Origin of the sequence: Streptomyces showdoensis (assembly GCF_039535475.1) — a bacterium.
In the GTDB taxonomy this organism is placed as follows: Bacteria; Actinomycetota; Actinomycetes; order Streptomycetales; family Streptomycetaceae; genus Streptomyces; species Streptomyces showdoensis.
Genome location: NZ_BAAAXG010000012.1, coordinates 103816 through 129872, shown reverse-complemented (window position 1 = coordinate 129872; position 26057 = coordinate 103816). Strand labels below are relative to the sequence as shown.

Genomic DNA, 26057 nt, shown 5'->3' with positions numbered 1-26057 from the left:
CAGCCATGTCTTCGTCCCCCCACCGCGCCCTGCGCGGACTGCTCGCCCTGTGCGTCGCCGCCGGACTCGCCTCGCTGGCCCCCACCCCCGCCGCGGCCGCGCCCGGCACCGGTCCCACCGCCGTCGTCTCCATGGGCGACAGCTACATCTCCGGAGAGGGCGGCCGCTGGCAGGGCAACAGCCTCACCACCAGCGGCGGCCGGCTCGGCACCGACCGGGCCTGGACCGGCGGCGGCTACGACCCGAGCCGCGTGTACGGCAGCTCGGAGGCCAACGGCTGCCACCGCTCGGACTCGGCGGAGGTGAAGAGCGCGGGCGCCCTGGCCGCCGAGCTGATCAACCTGGCCTGCTCCGGGGCCACCACCCGCAACGTCTTCCGCGCCTCGAACGGCGGCGTGGCCTACAAGGGCGAGGCCCCGCAGGCCGACCAGCTGGCCGCCGTCGCCGCCTCCCGCGACGTGAAGCTGATCGCGCTGTCCATCGGCGGCAACGACCTCGGCTTCGCCGACGTCATCACGACCTGCGCCACCGACTACATCGTCTGGTACTCCTACTGCCACGACGACCAGCAGGCCGCGGTCGACGCGAAGATCGACGGGGCGATGGCCGCCGTCGGCAAGTCGATCGACGAGATCCGGGCCGTGATGACCGGCGCCGGATACGCCGCCGCCGACTACCGGATCGTCCTCCAGTCGTACCCCTCCCCCATCCCCCGGTCCACGGAGAACCGTTACGGCGAGAGCGGCTGGACCCGGACGAACACCGGTGGCTGTCCCTTCTGGAACGCCGACTCCGACTGGGCCCGCGACTCCCTCGTCCCGCAGATCGCCAACCGGCTGAAGGCGGTGGCACAGGCCAAGGGCGCGCAGTTCATGGATCTGCGCGACATGCTCCAGGGCCGCGAGGTGTGCGCGAAGTCCAGCAAGCTGGTCAGCTCGACCGCGCCGGCCTCGGCGTCGACGAGCGAGTGGGCGCGCTGGATCGACCAGAACGAGACCCAGGGTCCGCTCCAGGAGGACATGCACCCCAACTATTACGGGCAGCTGGCGCTGGGCCGCTGCCTGGCCCTGGTCAACGCCCGGACCACCGGCAACTACAGCTGCCGCAACACGGCGGGCAGCGGCGCCTCGGGGATGTACCTCACGGCGGGCTGACACGGCCGACGGGGCCGGCGGGGCCGATGCCCAGCGGGCCCAGGACGCGCGCGGTCTCGTGCGGGTCGGCCGCGGTCATCGCGGCCACCAGCGCGGCCGAGCCGCCCGGCCAGCGCGCGGCCGCCGCGTCGAAGGCGGTACGGCGGGACTCCAGCGGCCCCCTCTTGCCGGGCAGCCCGTCGAGGACGGCCAGCGCCCGGGCGGCCGGCGGCACCAGCCGCGGGTCGACGTCCTCGCCCCGGGCCCGCAGCGCGGCCTCCGCGCGGGCCCCGGTCACCGGGTCGGCGAGCGCGTGGCGCAGGGCCCCGGCGGGGGCCTCGGCCAGGTCGAGGACGGCGAGCAGCCCCCGGGTGGCGGCCGCGTCCGAGGTGCCGGCATTGACGCGGCCGACCGCGCCCAGCAGCTGCGTCCAGGCCTGCTCGTCACCGTCGCCGGGCGGGGCTTCGAGGGCCCGCAGCCACTCCCCGAGCGCCCGCCCGGCGGCGGCCGGGGGCCAGCCGGAGGCGGCGGCCACCAGCGTGGACGCGTCCCAGGCGGCGGTCTCGGCGGCGTCGGGCACGGCGACCCCGCGGACGGCGAGCAGATAGCGCACGGCGGCGCAGCCGCGCGGGGTGAGGCCGAAGGCGTCGCCGCGGCGGAAGACGAGCCCGGTGCCGGCCAGCCGGTCGACGACCGCGGCCAGTTCGTGGGCGGGTCCGTCGAGCCGGGTCCGGTCGGCGTCGGTGATGCCGGGCGCGCCGAGCAGCCGGGCGAGTTCGCCGGCCGTCGGGGTCGTGTACGCGGGCGAGCCCGGCGGCGGTACGCGGACCGGGGCGTCCTCCAGGGCCGGGTCGACCGGCCAGTCCTCGAACTCGGCGGCGCGGCGGGCGACGGACTCGGCGGAGCAGCCGCGCTGGTAGAGGGTGTAGAGCAGGTGGGCCGCCTCGCCGCCGTAGGTGCCCTCGTCGGCCAGCTCCTCGACGGCGGCGGCGAGCAGGTCGGCGTCGGCCTCCGGGTCGGCCGGGACGGCCTCCTGCTCCGGCGGCGGGAGGGGCTCGGCGGGATCGCCGTAGTAGTCGAGGTGTTCGTCGAGCAGGGCGTCGGCGAGGACGAGGTGCGGGAAGGCGTCGGGTCCGGGCGCGAGGTGGGCGTAGTCGCCCGCGAGGCCCTCGGCGAGGCCGGCCGCGGTCCACCGGTCGAGCAGGGCGGCGGCGACGGTCCCGATGCCCTGGGCCACGTCGTGGTCGGTCAGCAGCGGTCCGGCGGGCGGCGCCTGCCGGGCGTCGCGCACGTACGCCCGGGTGAGCGCCTCGGCGAGCAGCACGTCGGCGACGGCGGTGCGGCCCATGAGGTCGGCGCGGCGCATCCCGTCGGGGACGGGCGGCCCGTCGAGCCGGGCGAGCCAGGCCCGGACGGCCGCGGGGTCGTCGGGGTCGGTGCCGTCGGCCCGCAGGAGCTGGGCGTACCAGCGGGGCCAGGTGAGGTTCCCGGGGTCGCCCATGGCCCGTTCGAAGTCGTCTGCGGCCTCCCCGATCACCCCCTCGACCGCCCGGCCCGAGCCGTCGAAGCGCCGGGCGAGCGCCCGGAGCACGGCCGGGTAGGCGGCCAGCTCCTCGGGGGCCGCGCACACGAACGCGGGCAGGTCCTCCACGAGCAGCCGTCGCACCAGACCCGGCGTCGGCTCCGGCACCCCCGTCGCCCGGTCCGCCCCGCGCAGCGCGAGCAGGCTCAGCACGGCGTCGGCGGCCCTGCGCGATCCAGGCCCGCGGAGCTCGGGGCTGGCCTCCAGGAACGCGGCGAGCCCGGTGTTGGTGAGGACGATCTCGGCCACGCTTCCCAGCGTAGTTCCGACACGGTGTGCGTGCGTGCCTTCAAGGGGTCACCCCTCAGGGCGTCACCACCGTGCGGGGCGCCGAGAAGTCGCCCCAGGTGCCGTCGGGGAGCCGGGCGCGGAGGGTGACGGTGTAGCGGCTGCCGGGGGTGGTGGGGACGGTGAGGGTGTAGGTGGCGGGCCCGGGCGGGGGCTGGGCGCCCCAGACGATGGTGGTGGCGAATCGGCCGTTCAGGTAGAGCTGGTGCTCCTTGACGGGGGCGGTGGTGCGGGGCGGGGTCCAGGTGAGGGTGACGGCGCCCTTCACGGCCTCGGCGGTGACGGCGGTGGGGGCGGTGTTGGGCGGGGCGCCGGGGGCGGGGGCGGTGGTGAGGTCGGCGGGGGCGCTGTCCGGGGAGGAGTTCTCGGCGGCGTCGCGGGCCCGGACGGTGAACGCGTAGGCGGTGCCGGGGCGCAGGCCGGTGAGCCGGGCGGTGGTATCGGTGCCGGGGACGGTGTGGACGCGGGCGTCGGCCTGGTAGACGTCGTACGCGGTGACCCGGGTGTCGTCGCGGGCCGGCCGCCAGCTGAGGGTGGCGCCGTCGGGTCCGGCGGGGGCGACGCGCAGGGCGGTGGGGCGGGTGGGGGGCGTGCGGTCCTCGGCGGTGGCGGCGAGGGTGGTGGCGCTGACGGCGGCGCTGTCCGGGGAGAGGTTCCCGGCGGCGTCGCGGGCCCGGACGGTGAAGATCTGCGGGGTGGCGGGGGCGAGGCCGGTGACGTCGGTCATGAGGGTCTCGGCGGGGAGCTCCTTGACCTTGCGGCCCTGGCGGTAGACGGCGTAGCCGGTGACGGCCCGGTCGTCGGTGGCGGCGCTCCACATGACGTGGACGGTGCTGGCGCTGCCCGCGGCGGCGGTGACCCCGGTGGGGGCGGTGGGGGCCGTGGTGTCCTGCGCGGGCGCCGCCGAGCAGGCGGCGAGGGCGAGGAGGACGGCGCCGGTGACGGTCGCGGTCGTGGCGTTCAACAGGCTTGCTGTGAGCGGGCGTTGCACGGGACGCCTCCGTCGGGCCGGACGATCCGGGAAAGGTCTGGACCTGTATGACACAGGGGTGGGCGGCCCGACAAGGGGCGGGCGGGGAGGGGCGTTGTCAGTGGGGTGCGCTTCACTGGATTCATCACTCTCCGTAGTCGAATCAGGGGGATCCGTGACGGACCGTACGACCTATGTGACCGTGCCCGGGCTGCGCGTGCGCGGCTGGAACGACGCGATGATCGGCGAGCTGCTGGGCCAGGCGGACGTGCAGGGCCGGGACCCGAGACGCTGGTCCCCGGCCCCGGTGCGGCTCTATCTGCTCGCCCGCGTCGAGGCCGTCGAGCGCACGCCGGAGTTCCTCCACGCCGCCTCCGTCGCCGGGCGGGGCTCGGCCGCGACCGGGGCGGGCGCCGAGCGGAGGCGCAGGGCGGTGCTCGCCGCCATCCGGGCCGAGCCCATCGAGGTGCCCCGGCTGCCCGCCGCCGAGCTGGAGCGCCGCGCGGTGCGCCACCGCCACCTGCTGGGGGCGCGCGGGCCGGGCGGCATCACCGCGGGCGCGATGGTCCGCTGGCAGGTCGGCTACCTGCGCCAGGCTCTCGCCCGCTACGAGACCTTGCTCGACGGCCTGTACGGCGACACGGGCCGCGCCGAGGCCGAACGCCTGCTGCGCCGCCGCCTGTACGAGGCGATCGCGGCGGCGTACCCGGGGCTGGCCCACGAGTGCCGACGGCGGACGGAGGCGGAACGGTGAGGACACCCCGCGGCCGGGGCGGGCGCGGACGGGTGGCGGGGGCCCGGGAGGCCGGGGTCCGGGCGGGCGCGGTCCGGGCGGGCGCGGTCCGAGCGGCCGGGTCCCGGGGGGCGCGGGCCCGGGAGGCCGGGGCCCGGGCGGCCGAGGTCCGGGCGGGCGCGGTCCGGGCGGGCGCGGTCCGAGCGGCCGGGTCCCGGGGGGCGCGGGCCCGGGAGGCCGGGGCCCGGGCGGCCGAGGTCCGGGCGGGCGCGGTCCGGGCGGGCGCGGTCCGAGCGGCCGGGTCCCGGGGGGCGCGGGCCCGGGAGGCCGGGGCCCGGGCGGCCGAGGTCCGGGCGGGCGCGGTCCGGGCGGGCGCGGTCCGAGCGGCCGGGTCCCGGGGGGCGCGGGCCCGGGAGGCCGGGGCCCGGGCGGCCGAGGTCCGGGCGGGCGCGGTCCGGGCGGGCGCGGTCCGAGCGGCCGGGTCCCGGGGGGCGCGGGCCCGGGAGGCCGGGGCCCGGGCGGCCGAGGTCCTCGGCAGCGCAACACGGGTCCGGGCGGGCGTGGTCCGGGCGGGCGCCGCGCGGGCAGGCGCGGTCCGGGCGGGCGCGGTCGGTTCGGCCGGTCAGCCCGCGGCGGTGCCGAGGAGCCGCGCCACGCGGTGGCAGGCGGCCGTGATCGGGGCGATCACGGGGGCGGTCAGGCGGGTGCTCAGGGCGGCGGCCGCGTCGCCCAGTGGGCCGCCGCCGATGACGACGGCCTCGGCGCCGTCCCGCACGAGGCAGTCGCGGGCGGCGGCCTCGAGAGCGGCGAGGAGCGACTCGGGGCGGGCGGCGAGGCGTTCGGGGTCGCCGGCGGTGAAGCGGGGGCCGGTGTACGCCGCGTCCAGACCGAGCCGTTCGACGTGGGCGGCGATCGCGTCCGCGAGGCGCGGGGTGGTCGTGGCGACGCCGAAGCGGCGCCCGTGGGCCGCGGCTTCGGCGAGCGCGGCCTCGCCGAGGCCCACGACGGGCAGGACGTCCCCGACGGCCGCCCGCAGCTCCGCCGCCCCCGGATCGCCGAAGGCGCCCACGACCAGCGCCGCGCAGTCCCCCGCCGCGCGGGCGGCCAGGGCGGTGGCGACGACCCGCGGGGCGGCGGCGCGCAGGGCCTCCGGGTCGGTCAGCATCGCCGGGCCGTGCGCGACGGTCACGCCCCGGACGCGCAGTCCGGTGCCCGTCAGGGCGCGGCGGGCGAGGGAGGTCATCATCGCGGTGGTCGCCGCGGAGGTGTTGGGGTTGACCAGCACGACCGCCCCGACCCCCGCGGCGTGCGCGGGGACCGGGGCGGTCGGGGGCGGGAGGCGCCGGCTCAGTGGACGTGCGCCGCCTTGGCCGTCGCCGTCTCGGAGATCTCCTCGCCCGGCTCCATGGGCGCGGTCACCGTGTCCTCGTCACGGCGCTTGCCCAGGTGGTTGAAGACCAGGTTGAGCAGGACGGCCGCGACGCAGCCGGTGGAGATCCCGGAGTCCAGGATGATCTTCGCGGTCTCCGGGAAGGCGTGGTAGAACTCCGGCTTCGTGATCGGGATGATGCCGACCGCCAGCGAGACGGCGACGATCAGCACGTTGTTGTCCTTCTCCAGGCCGGCCTTGGCGAGGGTCTGGATGCCGCTGGCGGCGACCGAGCCGAAGAGGACGACGCCCGCGCCGCCGAGGACCGGTCGGGGCACGACCGAGATCAGCGAGGCGGCCACCGGCGACAGGCCCATCAGGACCAGGAAGCCGCCGCCGCAGGCGACCACGAAGCGGCTGCGGATCCGGGTCATGGCGACCAGGCCGATGTTCTGCGCGAAGGCGCTGCACATGAAGCCGTTGAAGAGCGGGCTGAGCGCGGAGCCGAGGGTGTCGGCGCGCAGTCCGGCCGCGATCGTCTTCTCGTCGGCCGGCCGCTCCACGATCTCGCCGAGCGCCAGCATGTCGGCGGTCGACTCGGTCATGGAGACCAGCATGACCACGCACATGGAGACGATCGCGGCGAGGGCGAACTGCGGGGCGCCGAAGTGGAACGGGCTCGGGAAGCCGACGATGTCCGCCTCGGTCACCGGGCTGAAGTCGGTGACGCCGAACGGTATCGCGATGAGCGTGCCGACGACGAGGCCGACCAGGACGGCGACCTGCTTGAGGAAGCCGCGGGTGAAGCGGCGCAGCAGCAGCACCACGACCAGGGTGATGCCCGCGAGGGACAGATAGGTGGTCGAACCGTAGTCGTCCGCCCTGGGGTTGGGCCCCTGGGCCCAGCCGAAGGCGACCGGGAGGAGGGAGACACCGATGAGGGTGATCACGGAGCCGGTGACGACCGGCGGGAAGAAGCGTACGAGTCTGGAGAAGAAGGGGGGCGGCGAGGAAGCCGAGGAGTCCGGCGACGATGATCGCGCCGAAGATCACCGGAAGCGCGTCGGCCTTGTCCTTCGTGGTGTCGACGATGGCGAGCATCGGGGCGACGCCGGCGAAGGTGACGCCGTTGACGAACGGCAGGCGGGCGCCGATCTTCCAGACGCCGAGCGTCTGCAGGAAGGTGGCGAGTCCCGCGGTGAAGAGACTCGCTCCGGTGAGGAAGGTGAGTTCGGTTCCGGAGAGGCCGACGGCCGCTCCGACGATCAGGGGCGGGGCGACGACCCCCGCGTACATGGCGGCCACGTGTTGCAGACCGCTGGTGAGCATCTTCAGTGGGGGCAGGACCTCGTCTACCGGGTGTGTGTCCCGGGCCTCGGGGGCGGACCCTGCGTCTTGTGCATTGCGAACCTGGGGCTTGGCGGCCACGGCGGTTCCTCCGGTCGGGTACACGTCGACGGAGACGTGGGTGTCAGGGAGGTGGTGCGATGCGGTGCGAAGTGCAGGAGGTGCGGCTCGTTGCGGGGTGGAGCCATGCGTCGCCGGCGGAGGGGGTGCGGCGCTGACGGGGTGTCCGATGGGGAATGCCCGGGTCGGGCACGGAAACCGTTCACCGTCCCGGGGGGTGCGTACGACTGGGCGCACGTCACCCCCCGGTCGGGCTGCCGCGGACCCCGCTCGGGTCCGCGGCGACCGGTCGAGGGCCGTCCCCCTCGACCGGACTCCATGGGGAGGGTCAGCCCTGGGCCGCGATGCGGGCCAGGCGCTGTGCCTCCGTGCGCGCCTCGCGCGCGATCTCGTCCTCGTCGGCGGTCAGCAGTCGGTTGTTCTCGACGATCTGCCGGCCGTTGACGAAGGACGCGGTGACCGGGGCGGCCGCACCGAAGACGATGGCGGTGACCGGGTCGGCGATCGACGAGTGGCCGAGGCCGTCGATCTTCCAGAGCACGAAGTCGGCCAGCTTGCCGGCCTCCAGCGAACCGATGCTGTCGGCGCGGCCGAGGACCTGCGCGCCGCCGTAGGTGCCCAGGCGCAGGGCCTGGCGGGCGTTGAGCGCGGACTCGCGGTGGGCGCCGAGCCGGTTGATGAGCAGCGCGTTGCGCAGCTCGGTGTGGAGCTCGCCCGACTCGTTGGAGGCGGTGCCGTCGACGCCGAGGCCGACCGGCACGCCCGCCTTGAGCATGTCGGGGACGCGGGCGATGCCGGCGGCGAGGCGCGCGTTGGAGGAGGGGCAGTGCGCCACACCGGTCTTGGTGCGGGCGAAGGCCTCGATGTCGGAGTCGTTCATGTGGACGCAGTGCGCCATCCACACGTCCTCGCCGAGGAAGCCGGTGGACTCGAAGTAGTCCGTCGGGCCCATGCCGAAGAGCTCGTGGCAGAACTTCTCCTCCTCCACGGTCTCCGAGCCGTGGGTGTGCATCCGTACGCCGAGGCGGCGGCCGAGCGCGGCGCCCTCGCGGAGCAGTTCGGTGGAGATGGAGAAGGGGGAGCAGGGGGCGACGGCGACCTGGGTCATGGCGTCGAAGGAGGCGTCGTGGAACTTCTTGACGGTCTCCTCGGTCGCGGCGAGCGCGCCCTCGGTGGTCTCGACGGCGAAGTCCGGCGGCAGGCCGCCGTCCTTCTCGCTGCGGTCCATGGAGCCGCGGGCCAGGGTGAAGCGGACGCCCATGTCGCGGGCGGCGCCGATGATGGCGCCGGACAGGTCGCCGGAGCCCTGCGGGTAGACGTAGTGGTGGTCCATGGCGGTGGTGACACCGCCGCGGGCCATCATGGCCAGCGATCCCTGGGCGGCGACGCGCACCATCTGCTCGTCGATGCGGGCCCAGGTCGGGTAGAGCGCGACCAGCCAGTTGAAGAGGTTGTGGTCGGTCGCGAGACCCCGGGTGATCCACTGGTAGAAGTGGTGGTGGGTGTTGACGAGTCCCGGCGTGATCAGGTGGCCGGTGGCGTCGATCCGCCGGACCACGTTCTCCAGGCCCTCGGGGGCCTTGCCGGCACCGATGGACTCGATCCTGTTGTCGGCGACGACGAGGTAACCGGTGGCGTACTCGGTGTCGTGCGCGTCGACGGTCGCGATCGCCGCGTTCTCGATGACGATGCGCTGGGCTGCCGAAGGTGCTGCCATGGCGGTGCTTCCTTCATTCCTGGGGGGGATGTTCGGGCACGGCAGGACCCTAGGAGGATTTGAGTGCCGGAGCCGCGTGACGGCTCCGGGTGCCGAGATGGTGGAAGAACAGATTCAGCAGGACGGCGACGAGCGCTCCCGCGCTGATGCCGGAGCCGAGCACGGTCTGCGCCCAGGCGGGGAATCCGGCGTAGAAGGTGGGCGCGGCGAGCGGGATGATGCCCGCTCCGAGCGCGACGGCCACCAGGATGATGTTGGAGCTGTCGTCGAGCCCGGCCTCGGAGAGGGTCCGGATGCCGCTCACGGCGATCGAGCCGAAGAGGACGATGCCCGCTCCGCCGAGGACCGGCATCGGCACCATCGAGACCACCGCGCCGAGCACCGGGAAGGCGCCGAGGACCAGCAGGGCGCCGCCGGCCACGGCGACCACGTACCGGCTGCGCACCCGGGTCAGCGAGACGACGCCGACGTTCTGGGCGAAGGCCGAGGTGGGGAAGCCGCCGAAGACGGGGCCGAGCAGGGTGGCGATGCCGTCGGTGCGCAGTCCGCGGGTGATGGTCCGGCCGTCGCTGCGCCGTTCGCAGATCTCGCCGAGGGCGAGCATGCCGGCGCTGGACTCGGTCATCAGGACCAGCATCACGATGCACAGGGAGAGGATCGCGGCGGGCTGGAACTCGGGGGCGCCGAAGGCGAAGGGCGTGGGCAGCGCGGCGACCGGGGCCTCCCGCAGCGCGGAGAAGTCCGCCATGCCGAAGGGGACCGCGGCGAGGGTGCCGATGAAGAGACCGAGCAGCAGGGCGATCTGCTTGACGAAGCCCTTGCCGAAGCGCTGGAAGAGCAGGATGACGACGAGGGTGAAGCCGGCGAGGGCCAGGTACGTCATGGCGCCGAAGTCGGCGGCGGTCTTGTCGCCGCCCTGGGCCCAGCCGACCGGCACGGGCATCAGGGTGACCCCGATGAGGGTGATGACGACGCCGGTGACGAGCGGCGGGAAGAACCGCAGGAGCCGGCCGAAGAAGGGACCGACGGCGAGGCAGAAGACTCCGGCGACCATCACCGCGCCGTAGATGGCGGGGAGTTGGTGCCCGGGGGCGCTGGTCTCGGCGATGGCGAGCATGGGGGCGATGCCGGCCGAGGAGGCGGCGTTCACGAAGGGCAGCCGGTTGCCGGCGAAGCGGCCGAGGCCGAGGGTCTGCAGGATGGTCGCACAGCCGGCGATGAGCAGGCTGGCGGCGATGAGCCGGGTCATTCCGGCGGCGTCCAGGCCGACCGCCTGACCGATGATGAGCGGAGGGGTGACGACGCCCGCGTACATGGCGGCGATGTGCTGGAGTGCCGCGGGGACGAGCCGCGAGGCGGGGAGTTTCTCGTCCACCGGGTGGCAGGCGGCCGGGGTGGACGGGGTGGAACACGGGCCTTCGGCGGTTGCCGGCCCCTTTGCAGGCTGTGCCATGGAAGTTCCCTCCGGTGCGACCGCCCCCGCCCGACTGCGGGGCGGGGCGGGGGCGGTCACTCGGTGCCGCTTAGAGGTTGGTCATGTCGACCGGGATCTGCGCCGTGGCGCCGTCGCGCAGGACCGTGGCCTCGATGAGGCCGTACATGCGGTCGGCCGCGTAGTAGACCTCGTTGTCGTTCTTCAGGCCGAAGGGCTCGAGGTCGACCAGGAAGTGGTGCTTGTTCGGGAGCGAGAAACGGACCTCGTCGATCTCCGAACGGTGGTTGATGATCCGCGTGGCCATCTGGTACAGCGTCTGCTGCAGGGAGTACGAGTACGTCTCCGAGAAGGCCTCGAGCATGTGCTTCTTGGTCTGGGCGTAGGACCGCTCCCAGTTGGGCATCCGCTGCTCGTCGTCGGTCCAGTTGAACCGCCAGCGGCCGGAGACCTGCGTGGCCAGGATGCGGTCGTACGCCTCCTGGAGGGTCGTGTACTTGTCCTTGATGTAGCCCCAGAACTCCGAGTTGGTGGAGTTCATGACGACCAGGTCCTTGAGGCCGGAGATGACCTCCCAGTTCGTGCCGTCGAAGGTGATCTGGGTGACGCGGGTCTCCTGGCCCTGGCGGACGAAGGAGTGGTTGACCTCGTCCGAGCCGATGAACTTGGAGTTGGCGTCGGAGCCGGCGATCCGCTCCCAGGCGTACTCCTCGATCTGGATGCGGGCCCGGTGGATCGGCTTCTGGCTGGTCACGAAGTGACGGGCCAGGTGGATGCCGAACTGCTCGGCGGACTCGATGCCGTACTCCTTGGCGAACGCGAAGACGGTGTTCTTCGTCGTGTCGGTGGGGAGGCAGTGGGCGTTGGAGCCGGTGAGGTGGACGTCGTCGAGGTCGCCGGAGAGGGCGACGGAGACGTTCAGGTCCTTGATGTGGTGGGTCGCGCCGTCCCGCGTGATCTTGACGACGCGGTTCTCTGCTTTGCCGTACTGGTTCTGGCCGAGAATCGTGGGCATGTCTGCTAGCTCCCTCGGTAAACGGAGTAGCCGAACGGGTTGAGCAGCAGCGGTACGTGGTAGTGCTCGCCCGGGACGACGGCGAACGTGATCGCCACCTCCGGGAAGAACGCTCCGGTCGTACCACTGTCCCGATTCGCGGGGGCGTCCTGCTGCGCCTCGGCTTGCTTGTCCTGCTTGCTCAGGAAGTACGCCTCGGTCTGGAAGTCGAGCCGTACGTGGGTCGTGCCCTCCGGCAGGGCCGGGAGGTCCTTGCAACGCCCGTCCGCGTCGGTGGCGGAGCCGCCCAGGGCGGTCCACCCGGCGTCGGAGCCGGCGCGGGCCGCGAGCGTGATGGCCACGCCCTCGGCCGGACGGCCGACGCTGGTGTCCAGGATGTGGGTGGACACCGAAGCGGTGGTGTCGGTGCTCATCAGTTCTCTTCCTCGTTCTCGACGAGACGGGTCAGGCGGATGCGGTTGATCTTGCCCAGTTCGGTGCGGACGATCTCCCGCTCCTGCTCGGGCGAGTTCTCGATCCGCTCGCGGATCGCGTCGCGCATCTGCTCGCCGGTCCTGCCGGTGGCGCAGATGAGGAAGACATGGCCGAACCGGTCCTGGTAGGCCAGGTTGAGTTCGAGCATCTCGGCCTTGAGCTCCGCGGAGGCGCCGGCCATCCCGCTCTGCTCGCGGGAGGAGGTCGGGTCCCCTGCCTTCGGACGACCGATCGGCGGGTGGCCCGCCATCGCGTCGGCCAGGTCCTCGGCGGTCAGTTCCGCCATGGCGGCGTCACTGGCGAGGAAGAGGGCTTCTGCGGTGGCGTACGGGCGCTGGGCGAGCAGCTTGCTCCCCCACGCCGAACTGGAGCACACCTCGTGGAGTGCGGCGACGGCGTCGCCGTCCGCCGAGGTGTTGAACCGGGTGAGACCCGGTGTCGTACCTGAAGTCACGGGAAGCCTCCGTGGCTGTTTTTCGCTGTGCGTCGGACGGGCTGCGGATAGCTAACGCCCTCCGCAACACGACGTCAACACTTTGTTGAAAAGTCGGCCACACAAAAGCCGTCGTCCCGACATCTGGACGACGGCTTGTGGCCACTCATGATCAACTACCCGCTCTTGGGGGCCTTTTCCCTGTTCAGGGCGGTCTCCCTGTTCAGGTAGTTGTACACGGTGAAGCGGCTGACACCCAGCGCCCCCGCGACCGTCTCCACGCCATGGCGCACGGAGAAGGCACCACGTGCCTCCAGGATCCGGACGACCTCCTGCTTGCTCTTGCGGTCCAGCTCGGCGAGCGGCATCCCGTGCCGCCGCTCCATAGCGGCCAGAATGTGATCCAGCGATTCGGACAGCTGCGGCAGCCGCACCGCGAGCACGTCCTCGCCCTCCCAGGCGAGGACGACGTCGTCGGCCCCGGCCTGCTCCGGCACCAGCAGCTCGGCGCCCATCGCGTCGACCAGCGGCTTGACGGCCGCCACCAGAGGGTGCTCGCTCACTTCTCCCCCTCCTCGGCCCCGCCGGTCTCCCCGATCACGTTCACCTGGAGCGAGACCCGGGTCGCCCCGGCCGCCAGGGATTCGCGCAGCAGCGCGTCCACCGCGGTGAGCACCGCGTCGGCACCGCCTTCCGCCGTGTTGCCGAAGGGCCCCACATCGACCGCGTCCAGTTCGGCCGACTGGATGACCTCACGGGCCACGACCGCGTGCGCCGGCGCCTCGTCCAGGTCGAACGGCTCGGTCGTGAACTCCACTCTCAAACGCACCATGCCCCCACGCTACGGCCCGCCCGCGGCCCACGGGAGCCCCGGACCTGCGGGGACCTCTTGACAAGTCGGCCGGTCCGCTTGCAACATTCCGTCAGACAGAAACTTACTTCCGCAATACGGAAGGAGCGCCGCCCCTCATGGGATACACGGACCAGCGCTTCGATGTGAACCTGTCGATCCTCTTCACGGAACTCCCGCTCCTGGAGCGCCCCGCGGCCGCCGCCGCGGCGGGCTTCACCGCGGTCGAGCTGTGGTGGCCCTGGATCGACACCGCCACCCCCGAGCAGAGCGAGCTCGACGCCCTCAAGAAGGCCCTTGAGGACGCCGGCACCCAGCTGGTGGGCCTGAACTTCTACGCCGGACAGCTCCCCGGCCCGGACCGCGGCGCGGTCTCGGTGCCCGGCGAGGAGTCCGACCGCTTCCGGGCCAACATCGACCTCGCCGCGGACTTCGCGGCCTCGGTGGGCTGCAAGGCGCTCAACGCGCTCTACGGCAACCGGGTCGAGGGCGTGGACCCGGCCGTCCAGGACGAGCTCGCCCTGGAGAACCTGGTGCTGGCCGCCCGTGCGGCCGACCGGGTCGGCGCGATCCTGCTGATCGAGACCCTCAACAAGCCGGAGTCGCCGCTCTACCCGCTGGTGAGCGCCCCCTCCGCGATCGAGGTCGTCGACAAGGTGAACGCGGCCACCGGCCTCGGCAACGCCAAGTTCCTCCTCGACATCTACCACCTGGCCATGAACGGCGAGGACGTCAGCCGGGTCATCGCGGAGTACGCGGACAGGACCGGTCACGTCCAGATCGCCGACAAGCCGGGCCGCGGCGCCCCGGGCACCGGCGAGCTCCCCCTGGAACAGCTGCTCGACGAGCTGAAGAAGGCCGGCTACGACGGCTGGGTCGGCCTGGAGTACAAGGCCGCCGACGCCGCCGCGTCCTTCGAGTGGCTTCCCGCCGAGGCCCGCCCGGCCCGCTGACGCAGGCCCCCTCCCCGTACCACCTTGTTTTGAGAGGCACCCTCATGAGCAACCTCCCCAAGATCGCGTGGATCGGTCTCGGCATCATGGGCTCCCCCATGTCCGAGAACCTCCTGAAGGCCGGCTACCCGGTCACCGGCTTCACCCTGGAGCAGGACAAGCTGGACCGCCTGGCCGCGGCGGGCGGCACCGCCGCCGGCTCGATCGCCGAGGCCGTCAAGGACGCCGACGTCATCATCACGATGGTGCCCGCCTCCCCGCAGGTCGAGGCCATCTCCTACGGCCCCGAGGGCATCCTGGAGAACGCCCGGCAGGGCGCGCTGATCGTCGACATGTCGTCGATCACCCCGCAGACCTCGGTCGACCTGGCGAAGAACGCCGCGGAGAAGGGCATCCGCGTCATCGACGCGCCCGTCTCCGGCGGCGAGGCCGGCGCCATCGAGGCCGTGCTCTCGATCATGGTCGGCGGCGAGCAGGCCGACTTCGACGAGGCCCTCCCGGTCCTGGAGACCCTCGGCAAGACCATCGTGCTCTGCGGCCCGCACGGCTCCGGCCAGACGGTGAAGGCCGCCAACCAGCTGATCGTCGCCGTCAACATCCAGGCGTGCGCCGAGGCCGTGGTCTTCCTGGAGAAGTCCGGCGTGAACCTCCAGGCCGCCCTGGACGTCCTCAACGGCGGCCTGGCCGGCTCCACGGTCCTGACCCGCAAGAAGGACAACTTCCTGAACCGGGACTTCAAGCCCGGCTTCCGGATCGACCTGCACCACAAGGACATGGGCATCGTCACCGACGCCGCCCGCAACGTCGGTGCGGCCCTCCCGGTCGGCGCCGTGGTCGCCCAGCTGGTCGCGTCGCTGCGCGCCCAGGGCGACGGCGGCCTGGACCACTCGGCCCTGCTGCGTGCCGTCGAGCGCCTCTCCGGCAGCCAGGTCTGACCCGCCCCCCGTCCTGACGGGGCCCTGATTTCCGGGCGGCGGTGGCGCTGACACCTGTCCTGTCGCGCCCAGGCGCCGCCGCCGTCCGGAACACCACACTTCAATTTCAACAAACTGTTGACGCTGCTCGACGGGCGTACATACGCTCCAGAGCACTCCCAGCAGTGCAGCTCCCGTACGGAAGGTCACGATGTCGAAGCGCGTGCTTACGACCGAGTCCGGCGCCCCTGTCGCCGACAACCAGAACTCCGCCACCGCCGGCGTCGGTGGCCCCATCCTGCTGCAGGACCAGCACCTGCTGGAGAAGCTCGCGCGCTTCAACCGTGAGCGCATCCCGGAGCGCGTGGTGCACGCCCGTGGCTCCGGCGCGTACGGCTACTTCGAGGTGACCGACGACGTCACCGCCTACACCAAGGCGGACTTCCTCTCCGAGGTCGGCAAGAAGACCGAGACCTTCCTGCGGTTCTCCACCGTGGCCGACTCGCTCGGCGGCGCGGACGCGGTCCGCGACCCGCGCGGCTTCGCGCTGAAGTTCTACACCGAAGAGGGCAACTACGACCTCGTCGGCAACAACACCCCGGTGTTCTTCATCAAGGACCCGATCAAGTTCCCCGACTTCATCCACTCCCAGAAGCGCGACCCCTTCACGGGCAAGCAGGAGCCGGACAACGTCTGGGACTTCTGGGCGCACGCCCCCGAGGCGACCCACCAGATCACCTGGCTCATGGGCGACCGCGGCATCCCCGCCTCGTACCGTCACATGAACGGCTACGGCTCGCACACCTACCAGTGGACCAACGAGGCGGGCGAGGCCTTCTTCGTCAAGTACCACTTCAAGACGAACCAGGGCATCCGCTCCCTCTCCGCCGAGCAGGCCGCCGAGCTCGTCGGCAAGGACGCCAACTCGCACCAGACCGACCTGCTCCAGTCGATCGAGCGCGGCGTGAGCCCCTCCTGGACCCTCTACGTCCAGGTGATGCCGGCCGCCGAGGCCGCCGACTACCGCTTCAACCCCTTCGACCTCACCAAGGTGTGGCCGCACAGCGACTACCCGCTGCAGCGCGTGGGCCGTCTGGTCCTCGACCGCAACCCCGACAACGTCTTCGCCGAGGTCGAGCAGGCCGCCTTCTCCCCGAACAACTTCGTTCCGGGCATCGGCCCCTCCCCCGACAAGATGCTCCAGGGCCGTCTCTTCGCCTACGCGGACGCCCACCGCTACCGCCTCGGCGTCAACCACACCCAGCTGCCCGTGAACGCCCCCAAGGCGACCACCGCGGACAACTACGGCCGCGACGGCCACATGGCCACCCGCAACGGCTCGCGCCACGACAAGAACTACGAGCCCAACTCGTACTCGGGTCCGGCGCAGACCGACGCCGCGCTCTCCGCGCCGCTCGCGATCCACGGCTGGACCGGCACCCACGCGGCGCCGCAGCACGCCAAGGACGACGACTTCTTCCAGGCCGGCGAGCTCTACCGCCTGATGTCCGAGGACGAGAAGGGCCGCCTGATCGCCAACATCGCCGGCGGCCTCTCCCAGGTCTCCCGCGAGGACGTCATCGAGAAGAACATCGCCCACTTCGCCGCCGCCGACGCCGACTACGGCAAGCGCGTCGAGGAGGCCGTCCGCGCTCTGCGCGAGGACTGATCCTGCGAACATCCAGACTGCGTACGGTGCCTGACGGGAGGTCAGCATCGTACGCGGTCCGGGACACCGGCCCGGATGAGGGGTGGTCGGTGAACCGGACAGCGTGAGGACCGCGGCGGCGCCGAGCCAGTGCGGTGGTAAGGACGCCCGGCCCCCTTCTTGACCTGAAGGGAGGGGAACCGCCGGCGCGCCCGTCGGCACCGCCGCGGTCCCAACGCCCCTCCCCCGGCTGCACGTCCGGGGAGGACACCACAGACTCCGCCCGGCGGCGCGAACGTCCTGTCGCGCCAGCCTCGCACCGTCGGGCGGGCATCACGTGCGCAGTGCGGTTTACGGTCCCGCACCGCGTGCACCGAGGCCGAGGCCTGACCCACGCACAGGGGTCAGGCCTCGGCCCTTTCGCGCTCCCCGGCCACGGACGCCGGACGCCCGCCGAGGGAGAGGACGAGGGTCACCGCGAGCGAGGCGACGGCCAGCAGGCCCATCGCCGTACCGGGCGAGGTGAGCTGCGCGAGACCGCCGGCGAGCGCCGCGCTCAGCCCTTGGAGGGCCAGCATCCCGGAGGTGTGCAGCCCCAGCGCGTGCCCGCTCAGCTCCTCGGGGACCAGCGCCATCAGCCGCTCCTGGTAGAGCAGGCTCGCGCCGTAGCCGACGGCCGACACCGTGATCGCGGCGACCGCGTACGGCAGCCCCGGGTCGAGCGCGAAGAGCAGGTACGGGGCGGCCAGCAGCGCCTGGAGCGGAGCGGCGGCCCGGCCCCGGAGCCCCGCCGGCAGGAACCGGCCCACCGCGGTGTCCCCCGCCAGCATCCCGAGCGCGGCGCAGGCGAAGAGCAGTCCCGCGCGTTCCGGGGCGTACGGCACGAAGAGCGACTCGCAGCCGACGATCAGGCCGTTGGGCACCCAGAGGGCCAGGTAGACGCGCCGACGGGGCGGCGAGGACCACAGCCGGGCGTTGGTCCGCCAGGTCTCGGCGACCGACGCCCGCCCGGTGGCGCGCGGGGCCCGCCGGGACAGGCCGCGCCCGGCGACCAGGGCCGCCAGGAGGTACAGGACGGCACCCGCCGCCAGAGTGCCGCGCGGCGCGAGCACCGTCAGCAGCAGGCCGCCCGTGGCGAACCCGGCGATCTGGCAGACGCCGGTCGACATGTTGAGGACGGAACGCCCCAGCAGGAACGCGTCGCGGGGCAGGACCTCGCGCAGCAGCCCGTACCGCACGCCCCCGCCCAGGGAGCCGACGAGCCCCTGGAGGAAGAGGATCGCGAAGACGGCCCCGACGGGCAGCCCGGGTACGGTCTGGGCCGCCGTACCGGCCGCGAAGGCGAGCGAGACTCCGGTGAGCGCCGCGCGGGGCGGCAGCCGGTCGGCGGCGGACAGGAGCACGGTCGCGCCGACCAGCTGGGCGAGCGCCGGACCGAACATGGCGAGCGCGGAGAGGAGCGGAGAGCCCGTCGCCCGGTAGACGAGGGTGGCGAGGCCCAGGCCCGACACGGTCTGCGCGGCGATCTGGGCGGCGCCGGAGAGGAAGAGCGGGGTGAACTCGGGGGTGCGGAAGAGATCGCGGTAACGGGGCATGCCGGGAGTCTCGGGGAGGGCCCGGGCGGGCCGATATCGTTTCGCGCGGAGGCGAAACGAGAGCGGGGTGGACACGTGGGCTGGTGGCAGCTCGGCACGGACTCCCTGGCCCGGGGACGTTTCGCCCTCTCTCCGCTGGCCGAGACCGTGGCCTCGTTGAAGACCCTGCACGCGGCGGCCGGAGCCCACCCGGGCGAGCGCGCCTGGCTGGCCGCTCACCTCCCGGCGTACCGGGACCGCCTCGCGGCCGAGCCGCTCGACGCCCTGCTCGTACGGGCCGCCCTCGGGCGGACGTGGAACGCCGACTTCCTCACACCGACGCCGCTGGGCGAGGGCGAGCGGACCTTCGAGGAGGAGGTCGAGGCGGTCCGGGACGTCGAACCCGCCGACTCGGTGCCGCAGTTGGAGGTGGCCGTGGGCGGCCCCGTACCGGATGCGCTGCGCTCGGCGGGCGACCTGCCGCACCGGATGGCGGGGGTCCTGGAGTGGGTGTGGCGGGAGACGGTGCTGCCCGACTGGCCGCGCCGCCGCAGGATCCTGGAGGCCGACGTGACGGCCAGGACGGCGCGGCTGGGGCAGGGCGGCTGGGCGGCGGCGCTCGACGAACTGTCTCCCGGCAGGGTGCGCTGGCTGGGCGACGGCCGCCTCCAGGTCAACCCACGTGCCTACCCGCCACGTTGGATCGGCGGCGGCCGGCTGCTGTTCGTGCCGGTGACGCCCGCGCAGGGCTGGGTGTCCTGGGAGGGGACGGAGCGGTCGGCGATCGTGTACGCGTGCTCCGGCGCCCTGGCCGACACGGCGGGACCGGGCGTTCCCGAGGCCCTGGGGGCCCTGCTCGGCGGCGCCCGGGCCGGTGTCCTCGTACGCCTCGAAGCCCCCAAGACGACCAGCCAGCTGGTGGCGTTGACGGGCCAGGGCCTCGGCTCGGTCGGCCGCCACCTGAAGGTGCTGCTGGACGCCGGGCTGGTACGCCGCGGAAGGGCGGGGCGTTCGGTGCTGTACGAGTGGACGGAGGCGGGCGCGGTCCTGGTCCGGGCACAGGAGGGGACGCGGGACGGCCCCCGCCCCGGTGCTCGTCGGGGCGGGGGCCGTCACACGACTCCCTGATCGGACCTGGTGGGGTCGGACCTGGAGGGGTCAGACCTGGAGGGGTCAGACCTGGAGGGCCTTGATCGCGGTGGGCGCGTGGCCGGGCTCGGTGGCCAGCTCCTCGAACTCGGTGACGTCGCTCATGTCGACCGTCTTGCTCATCGCGATGTTGGTGATGCGCTCCAGGATCGCCTCGACGACGACCGGGACCTGGAACTCGACGGCCAGCTTCTTGGCCTCCTCCAGCGCCTCGCCCAGCTTGTCCGGGTCGGTGACGCGGATCGCCTTGACGCCGAGGCCCTCGGCGACCTTGACGTGGTCGACGCCGTAGACGCCGATCTCCGGGGTGTTGATGTTCTCGAACTCGAGGTTGACCTCGAAGTTGATGCCGAGGCCGCCCTGCGCCTGGCGGATCAGGCCGAGGTAGGCGTTGTTCACGAGGACGTGGACGTAGGGGACCTTGTGCTGGGCGGCGACCGCCAGCTCCTCGATCATGAACTGGAAGTCGTAGTCGCCGGAGAGCGCGACGACCGGGACGTCCGGCTGCGCGGTGGCGGCGCCGATGGCGGCCGGGATGGTCCAGCCGAGCGGGCCGGCCTGGCCGCAGTTGATCCAGTGGCGCGGCTTGTAGACGTGCAGGAACTGCGCGGCCGCGATCTGGGAGAGGCCGATGGTGGTGACGTAGCGCGTCTCCGGGCCGAAGGCCTTGTTCATCTCCTCGTACACGCGCTGCGGCTTCATCGGGATGTCGTCGAAGTGCGTGCGGCGCTGCAGGGTGGCCTTGCGCTCCTGCGCGGAGGCGGCCCAGGCGGAGAAGTCCGGCAGCGTGCCGGCGGCCTTCCACTCCTTGGCGATCTCGACGAAGAGCTCCAGGGCGACCTTGGCGTCGGAGGCGACTCCGTAGTCCGGGGCGAAGATCTTGCCGAGCTGGGTGGGCTCGATGTCGACGTGGACGAACTTCCGGCCCTTGGTGTACGCCTCCAGGTTGTACCCGGTGTGGCGGTTGGCCCAGCGGTTGCCGATGCCGATGACGGTGTCCGACTCCAGGAAGGTCGCGTTGCCGTAGCGGTGCGCGGTCTGGACGCCGACCATGCCGGCGGCGAGCTCGTGGTCGTCCGGGATGGTGCCCCAGCCCATGAGGGTGGAGATGACCGGGATGTTCGTCAGCTCGGCGAACTCGACGAGCAGGTCGGTGGCGTCGGCGTTGATGATGCCGCCGCCGGCGACGATCAGCGGGCGCTCGGCCTCCAGGAGGAAGCTCAGCGCCTTCTCGGCCTGGGCGCGGGTCGCGGACGGCTTGTAGACCGGCAGCGGCTCGTAGGTCTCCGGGTCGAACTCGATCTCGGTCAGCTGGACGTCGATCGGCAGGTCGATGAGGACCGGGCCGGGACGGCCGGAACGCATCAGGTGGAAGGCCTGCTGGAAGACGCCGGGGACCTGCGCGGCCTCCAGGACGGTCGTCGCGGCCTTGGTGACCGGCTTGGCGATGGAGGCGATGTCGACGGCCTGGAAGTCCTCCTTGTGGAGCTTCGAGACCGGGGCCTGGCCGGTGATGCAGAGGATCGGGATCGAGTCGGCGATCGCCGAGTACAGGCCGGTGATCATGTCCGTGCCGGCGGGGCCGGAGGTGCCGATGCAGACACCGATGTTTCCGGCCTTGGCGCGGGTGTAGCCCTCGGCCATGTGGGAGGCGCCCTCGACGTGCCGGGCGAGGGTGTGGGCGATGCCGCCCACGTTCTTGAGCTCCCGGTAGAAGGGGTTGATGGCCGCGCCGGGCACACCGAACGCGTTGGTGACGCCTTCGCGCTTGAGGATCTCAACGGCCGCTGCGGCGGCGGTCATACGAGGCATGGGAGTGCTCCTGCTTCGGCCAGGGGGAGACAAGCGCACCGGGGCTCCGGCGGGGGCCTTCAGCGCCTTGTTTCCATAATGCGGAAGTACTGTTCTGCTATACGGAAGCAATGTAGAAGGGTCGGAGGAGAGGCGTCAAGAGACGATCTGCGGGGCCGCGGCCCGAGGTGGCCGAAGTGCCTCCCCCGGACGGCCGGATTGGTGGACGATGGGTGCGCGAGCAGAGGGGGTTCGGTGTGGGTGAATCGGTACAGGTGCGCTGCCCGGAATGCCTCCGTACGCAGAGATACGCACCGCCCGCCTTCCCCTGCGTGTGCGGCACCCCGATCGCGCCGCCGGTGACCCAGGACGCGCCGGCCGAGCCCGTCACCCACCGCAACTGGGCCGAGGAATGGGTCACCGTCCTCTGCCCCACCTGCGCCCGCCCGTCCGACTGGCCGCACCCGGAGCTGGGATGCGCGTGCGGAGCGGTGCTGCGGGTGCCGGTGCGGGGGATGATCGACGCGGGGATGGCCGACCCGGGGATGGCCGACCCGGGGACGGACGACGCGGGGACGGACGAGGGCCTGAACCCGGACGGGGGCGTGGACGGGGACGGGGGCGCCGGCCCTGACCCCGGCCCTGGTCCGAACGGGGACTCGGGCAGGGACGGGAGCGGGAGCGGGAGCGGCGGCGGGAACGGTCCGGAGGCGGCCGTCGGCCCCACCGGCACCGGACCCGGCTCCGGCTCCCCCGTCGGCCCCGGCTCCTCCGCCGGTCCGCGGTCCGACCGCACCCCGGCCCACCGGACCCCGCAGGACACCGCCGCCCACGGCGGGGAGTCACCCGCCGACACGGGTCCGCCGGGCGCCGGCGGTGCGCCGCCCGCGCCCGAGGCCGGGCACCGGCCCGCCGTCCGGAGCGGCTCGGCGCTCCCGCGCCCCACCGCCTCCCCCGGCCCCGGCCCCGAACCCGGCCACGAACCCGACGGCTACCCCAGCTTCACCGAGCGCCATCCCGCACCCTGGGCAGGCAGCCACCCCGATGCCCACCCGGGTGCCCACCCCGCCCACCCCGCCCTCCCCGCCCGCCCCGCGTTCCGGCCGGTGACCATCAGGACCGCGCGGGACGCGGTGGCGGCCTCCGCCGGGTACCTGCGGTGGCTGGGCTTCCGGGACGTCGTCCAGCCGGAGGAGCGGTCCGCGGTCGCCGTCGACCTGCGGGGGCCAGGGCTGGTCGCGCAGGTGGATCCGAGCACCCGGCCCACGGGACTGCGGGCCGTGGAGTGCCTCTGGCTCAACGGCCTCAGCAACGGGTCGACCAGCGTCTGCTTCTCGCTCGCCGGCTACACCCCCGAGGCCCACGAGCGCGCCGAGGGCCTCGGCATCCCGCTCTTCGTGCTCGACCTCACCGGCACGCCCCAGCCCGTCAACGCTCCCGCCGACCTCCTGATCGACACCGGGGCCGCCTAGCATTTCCGGCCATTCCCGGGTGACGACCGGCCCTCCTCCGGGCACAACACCCTCGGGGGGTGAACACCATGACGACGGGGACGTGGTGGTTCTTCGGATTGACGGTCGCCCAACTGACACTGGCGGTCGTGCTGTTGCGTACCCGCAGCAGGGGGCGGCCCGAACTGCCGCCGCAGGCCCTCGCGCTGCTGCGCGGCGGCCCGCGGGCCGCCGTCACCGTCGCGCTGGTCGCCCTGCACCAGCGCGGCGCCGTCGCGGCCGGGCGCCGGGGCACGATTCGCGCCAACGGCGGGGCCGGCCGGACCCGCGACCCGCTCCAGCTCGGCGTCCACCGCTCACTGCAACGGGCCCTGGCCCTGCGGGTGCTGGCGACCCGCCCGAAGGCCCGCCAGGCACTCGACGCGCTGCGCGCGGAGCTCGGCGGGACGGGGCTGCTGCGCCCGCCGGGACGGCTGCGGGCGGCCCGGTTCCTGCTGGCCTGCGTGCCGGTCACGGTGGGCGTGGGCCTGCTGGCCACGGGGATCACCGCACCGGCCCTGCTGCTCGGCGCCCCGCCCGTGCTCGCCTCCGCGGTCCTGCTCTGCGTACCGCCCACGACCCGCGCCGCCCGCCGCCTCCTCGCGGGCCTGCGCGAACGGCACCCGCTGCCCGCGCAGCGCCGTGAGGTCACGGACGGCAAGGACGTCCTGCTGTACGTGGCGCTGTACGGCGACCCCCGCCCTGGCCCTGTTCCTGCCGCACTTCTCCCGCGACGGCGGCCTGCTCCGGCGGCGCCGCGACCGGGAGGACGGCTACGCGACCGGACGCGGCTGGAACCCGGAGAACGGCCCGACCTGCACGGGCGGCGCCCCGGACTGACCGGCCCCGGGCGGTCCCGCCACCCGGCTGACGCCTTCTTCACACCGGCGGGGCCATACTGACGTATGCGCATCCGAGTGGCCGCAGCGGCCGAACTCCCCCTGCTCCAGGACATCGAACGCGCCGCGGGCGAGGCCTTCCGCCCCCTGGGCATGGATGACATCGCGGACGACGAACCCCTGCCCCTGGACGTCCTGGAGGGCTACCGCAGCGCGGGCCGGGCCTGGGTCGCGGTGGACGCGGCGGACCACCCCGTCGGGTACCTGCTGAGCGACACCGTCGACGGCGCCGCCCACATCGAACAGGTCTCCGTCCACCCGGACGCCGCCCGCCGGGGCGTCGGGCGCGAGCTGATCGAGCACCTCGCGGCGGACGCCCGGGAGCAGGGCCTGACCGCGCTGACCCTGACCACCTTCACCGAGGTGCCGTGGAACGCCCCGTACTACGCCCGGCTCGGCTTCCGCCGCCTGGAGGAGGGCGATCCGGCGCTCAGCGAGGGCCTGCGGGAGATCAGCCGCGCGGAGGCCGCCCACGGCCTGGCCGCCTGGCCCCGGGTCTGCATGCGCCGCGAGGTGACGGTGCCGCGGGCCCGGGAGCGGGCGGCCGGGGAGCAGACGCCTCCCGAGGAACGGGCCCTCCCCGGGGGACAGGCCCTCCCCGAGGGACAGGCGCTCCCCGGGGAACGGGCCGGTCAGCCCGCCCCGTAACGCTCCCGCAGCTCCACCTTCCGCACCTTCCCGCTCACCGTCATCGGGAACTCGCCCAGGATCTCGACCCTCCGGGGGATCTTGTAGTGCGCGAGGCGGTCGCGGCAGAAGGCGGTGATCTCCTCCAGGGTGGGCGGGTCGGCCGGGTCGCGCGGGATCACGCAGGCCAGGATCTCCTCGCCGTAGCGGGCGTCGGGGACGCCGACGACCTGGACGTCGGCGATCTTCTCGTGGCCGTAGAGGAACTCCTCGATCTCGCGCGGGTACACGTTCTCCCCGCCCCGGATGATCATGTCCTTGATCCGGCCGACGATCTGGACGTAGCCGTCCTCGCGCAGCACGGCGAGGTCGCCGGTGTGCATCCAGCGGCCCGGGTCGATCGCCTCGGCGGTCTTCCCCGGCTCGTCCCAGTAGCCGAGCATCACGCTGTAGCCGCGGGTGCACAGCTCGCCCGCCGTGCCGCGCGGGACGGTCAGCCCGGTTCCCGGGTCGACGACCTTCACCTCGACGTGCGGCATGACCCGGCCGACCGTGCCCGTGCGCCGCTCCAGGTCGTCGTCGCGGCGGGTCTGGGTGGAGACGGGCGAGGTCTCGGTCATGCCGTAGCAGATGGACACCTCGGCCATGTTCATCTCGGCGACCACCCGCTTCATGACCTCCACCGGGCACGGCGAGCCCGCCATGATCCCGGTGCGGAGGCTGGAGAGGTCGTACGTGGCGAAGTCGGGCAGACCGAGTTCGGCGATGAACATCGTCGGCACCCCGTACAGGGAGGTGCAGCGCTCCTCCTGCACCGCGCGCAGGGTGGCGGCCGGGTCGAAGGACGGGGCCGGGATCACCATGCAGGCGCCGTGCGAGGTGGCCGCGAGGTTGCCCATGACCATGCCGAAGCAGTGGTAGAAGGGCACCGGGATGCAGATGCGGTCCTGCTCGGTGTAGGCGATCATCTCGCCCACGAAGTACCCGTTGTTGAGGATGTTGTGGTGGGAGAGGGTGGCGCCCTTCGGGAAGCCGGTCGTCCCCGAGGTGTACTGGATGTTGACCGGTTCGTCGCAGGCGAGCGCGGCCGGTACGACGCCCTCCGGCGCGGTGCGCGCGAGGAGTTCGTCCCAGCTCGGGTCGCCGAAGTAGACCGCCTCGCGCAGCTGCGGGCAGTCGGGGCGCACCTGCTCCACCATGGCGCGGTAGTCGCTGGTCTTGTGCGCGAGCGAGGCGAACAGGAGGGTGATCCCGGCCTGGTCGAGGACGTACCGCAACTCGTGGGCGCGGTAAGCCGGGTTGATGTTGACCATGATCGCGCCGATGCGGGCGGTGGCGTACTGCACGAGCACCCACTCGGCGCAGTTGACCGCCCAGATCCCGACCCGGTCGCCCTTGCGGACCCCGCTGCCGAGCAGGGCGTCCGCCAGCCGGTCGACGTCGGCGCCGAACGCGGCGTACGTCCAGCGGCGCCCGGTCGGCACGTCGACGAGCGCCTCCCGCTCGGGCCAGGCGGCGACGGCCCGGTCGAGGTTGGCGCCGATGGTGTCGCCGAGGAGCGGCGTGGGGTCGGCGCCGTGCGCGTAGGAGAGCAGGGTTCCGGTGGGGC

General features: G+C 73.2%; 22 protein-coding genes and 1 pseudogene. 9 read left to right on the top strand and 14 right to left on the bottom strand.

Translation table 11 applies throughout. The features are described 5' to 3' along the window. Positions 1-5: 5 nt before the first annotated feature. Entirely contained in the window at positions 6-1154 is a 1149-nt protein-coding gene (locus ABD981_RS07250) for a GDSL-type esterase/lipase family protein (RefSeq protein ID WP_046908070.1), read from the top strand. Here ABD981_RS07250 and ABD981_RS07245 read toward each other — a convergent pair. After that, positions 1141-2964 carry a hypothetical protein gene (locus tag ABD981_RS07245; RefSeq protein ID WP_046908069.1) on the bottom strand — a complete coding sequence of 608 codons (1824 nt, stop codon included), beginning with the start codon at positions 2962-2964 and terminating at the stop codon, positions 1141-1143. The genes ABD981_RS07250 and ABD981_RS07245 overlap by 14 nt on opposite strands. 55 nt (positions 2965-3019) lie before the next feature. After that, complete coding sequence (locus tag ABD981_RS07240; RefSeq protein WP_046908068.1) at positions 3020-3994, bottom strand: fibronectin type III domain-containing protein; 975 nt, start codon at positions 3992-3994, stop codon at positions 3020-3022. Positions 3995-4148: 154 nt separating this feature from the next. Between ABD981_RS07240 and ABD981_RS07235 the strand changes: the two genes are divergently transcribed. Further along, positions 4149-4727, top strand: a complete 579-nt coding sequence (locus tag ABD981_RS07235) for a hypothetical protein (protein ID WP_046908067.1) — start codon at positions 4149-4151, stop codon at positions 4725-4727. Between the two features lie 601 nt (positions 4728-5328). Here ABD981_RS07235 and ABD981_RS07230 read toward each other — a convergent pair. From ABD981_RS07230 to ABD981_RS07190, 9 genes and pseudogenes are all read right to left on the bottom strand, one after another. Next, positions 5329-5991 carry an aspartate/glutamate racemase family protein gene (locus tag ABD981_RS07230; RefSeq protein WP_165590936.1) on the bottom strand — a complete coding sequence of 221 codons (663 nt, stop codon included), beginning with the start codon at positions 5989-5991 and terminating at the stop codon, positions 5329-5331. Positions 5992-6053: 62 nt separating this feature from the next. After that, positions 6054-7404: pseudogene (locus ABD981_RS07225) on the bottom strand (nucleobase:cation symporter-2 family protein). Between the two features lie 406 nt (positions 7405-7810). Continuing rightward, positions 7811-9199 carry an 8-oxoguanine deaminase gene (locus tag ABD981_RS07220; RefSeq protein ID WP_046908065.1) on the bottom strand — a complete coding sequence of 463 codons (1389 nt, stop codon included), beginning with the start codon at positions 9197-9199 and terminating at the stop codon, positions 7811-7813. A 49-nt stretch (positions 9200-9248) separates the two neighbouring features. Next, complete coding sequence (locus ABD981_RS07215) at positions 9249-10652, bottom strand: nucleobase:cation symporter-2 family protein (RefSeq protein WP_046908064.1); 1404 nt, start codon at positions 10650-10652, stop codon at positions 9249-9251. A gap of 70 nt (positions 10653-10722) precedes the next feature. After that, a complete protein-coding gene (pucL, locus tag ABD981_RS07210; RefSeq protein WP_046908063.1) occupies positions 10723-11646 on the bottom strand; it encodes a factor-independent urate hydroxylase in 924 nt (307 codons plus the stop codon). A gap of 5 nt (positions 11647-11651) precedes the next feature. Continuing rightward, on the bottom strand, positions 11652-12059 hold the full coding sequence (uraH, locus tag ABD981_RS07205; RefSeq protein WP_046908062.1) for a hydroxyisourate hydrolase: 408 nt from the start codon (positions 12057-12059) through the stop codon (positions 11652-11654). Further along, positions 12059-12574 (bottom strand): 2-oxo-4-hydroxy-4-carboxy-5-ureidoimidazoline decarboxylase, encoded by a 516-nt coding sequence (gene uraD / locus ABD981_RS07200; RefSeq protein ID WP_046908061.1) that lies wholly within the window; start codon positions 12572-12574, stop codon positions 12059-12061. Before uraD ends, uraH begins: the two co-directional genes overlap by 1 nt. A 155-nt stretch (positions 12575-12729) precedes the next feature. Further along, the gene (locus ABD981_RS07195) at positions 12730-13068 is read right to left on the bottom strand and encodes a helix-turn-helix domain-containing protein (protein ID WP_046908105.1); all 339 of its coding nucleotides are present in this window, start codon (positions 13066-13068) and stop codon (positions 12730-12732) included. A 44-nt stretch (positions 13069-13112) separates the two neighbouring features. Then, positions 13113-13382 (bottom strand): YkoF family thiamine-binding protein, encoded by a 270-nt coding sequence (locus tag ABD981_RS07190; RefSeq protein WP_123954509.1) that lies wholly within the window; start codon positions 13380-13382, stop codon positions 13113-13115. 140 nt (positions 13383-13522) lie between these two features. Here ABD981_RS07190 and ABD981_RS07185 point away from each other — a divergent pair, with 140 nt between their 5' ends. From ABD981_RS07185 to ABD981_RS07175, 3 genes are all read left to right on the top strand, one after another. Then, positions 13523-14356, top strand: a complete 834-nt coding sequence (locus ABD981_RS07185) for a TIM barrel protein (RefSeq protein ID WP_046908059.1) — start codon at positions 13523-13525, stop codon at positions 14354-14356. 44 nt (positions 14357-14400) lie between these two features. Continuing rightward, entirely contained in the window at positions 14401-15291 is an 891-nt protein-coding gene (locus ABD981_RS07180; RefSeq protein WP_046908058.1) for a 2-hydroxy-3-oxopropionate reductase, read from the top strand. A 190-nt stretch (positions 15292-15481) separates the two neighbouring features. Next, entirely contained in the window at positions 15482-16939 is a 1458-nt protein-coding gene (locus ABD981_RS07175; RefSeq protein ID WP_046908057.1) for a catalase, read from the top strand. A gap of 383 nt (positions 16940-17322) precedes the next feature. Here ABD981_RS07175 and ABD981_RS07170 read toward each other — a convergent pair whose 3' ends face one another. Beyond that, positions 17323-18513 (bottom strand): MFS transporter, encoded by a 1191-nt coding sequence (locus ABD981_RS07170; RefSeq protein WP_046908056.1) that lies wholly within the window; start codon positions 18511-18513, stop codon positions 17323-17325. 75 nt (positions 18514-18588) lie between these two features. Between ABD981_RS07170 and ABD981_RS07165 the strand changes: the two genes are divergently transcribed. Then, entirely contained in the window at positions 18589-19620 is a 1032-nt protein-coding gene (locus ABD981_RS07165; RefSeq protein ID WP_046908055.1) for an ArsR/SmtB family transcription factor, read from the top strand. Between the two features lie 45 nt (positions 19621-19665). Here the strand turns inward: ABD981_RS07165 and gcl are convergent, their stop codons facing one another. Continuing rightward, the gene (gene gcl / locus ABD981_RS07160) at positions 19666-21453 is read right to left on the bottom strand and encodes a glyoxylate carboligase (protein WP_046908054.1); all 1788 of its coding nucleotides are present in this window, start codon (positions 21451-21453) and stop codon (positions 19666-19668) included. A gap of 338 nt (positions 21454-21791) precedes the next feature. On the opposite strand from gcl, the gene ABD981_RS07155 reads away from it, so the two are divergent. From ABD981_RS07155 to ABD981_RS07145, 3 genes are all read left to right on the top strand, one after another. After that, positions 21792-22904, top strand: a complete 1113-nt coding sequence (locus ABD981_RS07155) for a hypothetical protein (protein WP_240495236.1) — start codon at positions 21792-21794, stop codon at positions 22902-22904. A gap of 68 nt (positions 22905-22972) precedes the next feature. Next, positions 22973-23824: a TIGR04222 domain-containing membrane protein gene (locus ABD981_RS07150; RefSeq protein WP_345528396.1), complete on the top strand. Its 852-nt coding sequence runs from the start codon at positions 22973-22975 to the stop codon at positions 23822-23824. A 3-nt stretch (positions 23825-23827) separates the two neighbouring features. Further along, a complete protein-coding gene (locus ABD981_RS07145) occupies positions 23828-24469 on the top strand; it encodes a GNAT family N-acetyltransferase (protein ID WP_123954503.1) in 642 nt (213 codons plus the stop codon). Here the strand turns inward: ABD981_RS07145 and ABD981_RS07140 are convergent. Next, positions 24454-26043 carry an AMP-binding protein gene (locus tag ABD981_RS07140; protein ID WP_046908102.1) on the bottom strand — a complete coding sequence of 530 codons (1590 nt, stop codon included), beginning with the start codon at positions 26041-26043 and terminating at the stop codon, positions 24454-24456. The genes ABD981_RS07145 and ABD981_RS07140 overlap by 16 nt on opposite strands. Positions 26044-26057 lie beyond the last annotated feature (14 nt).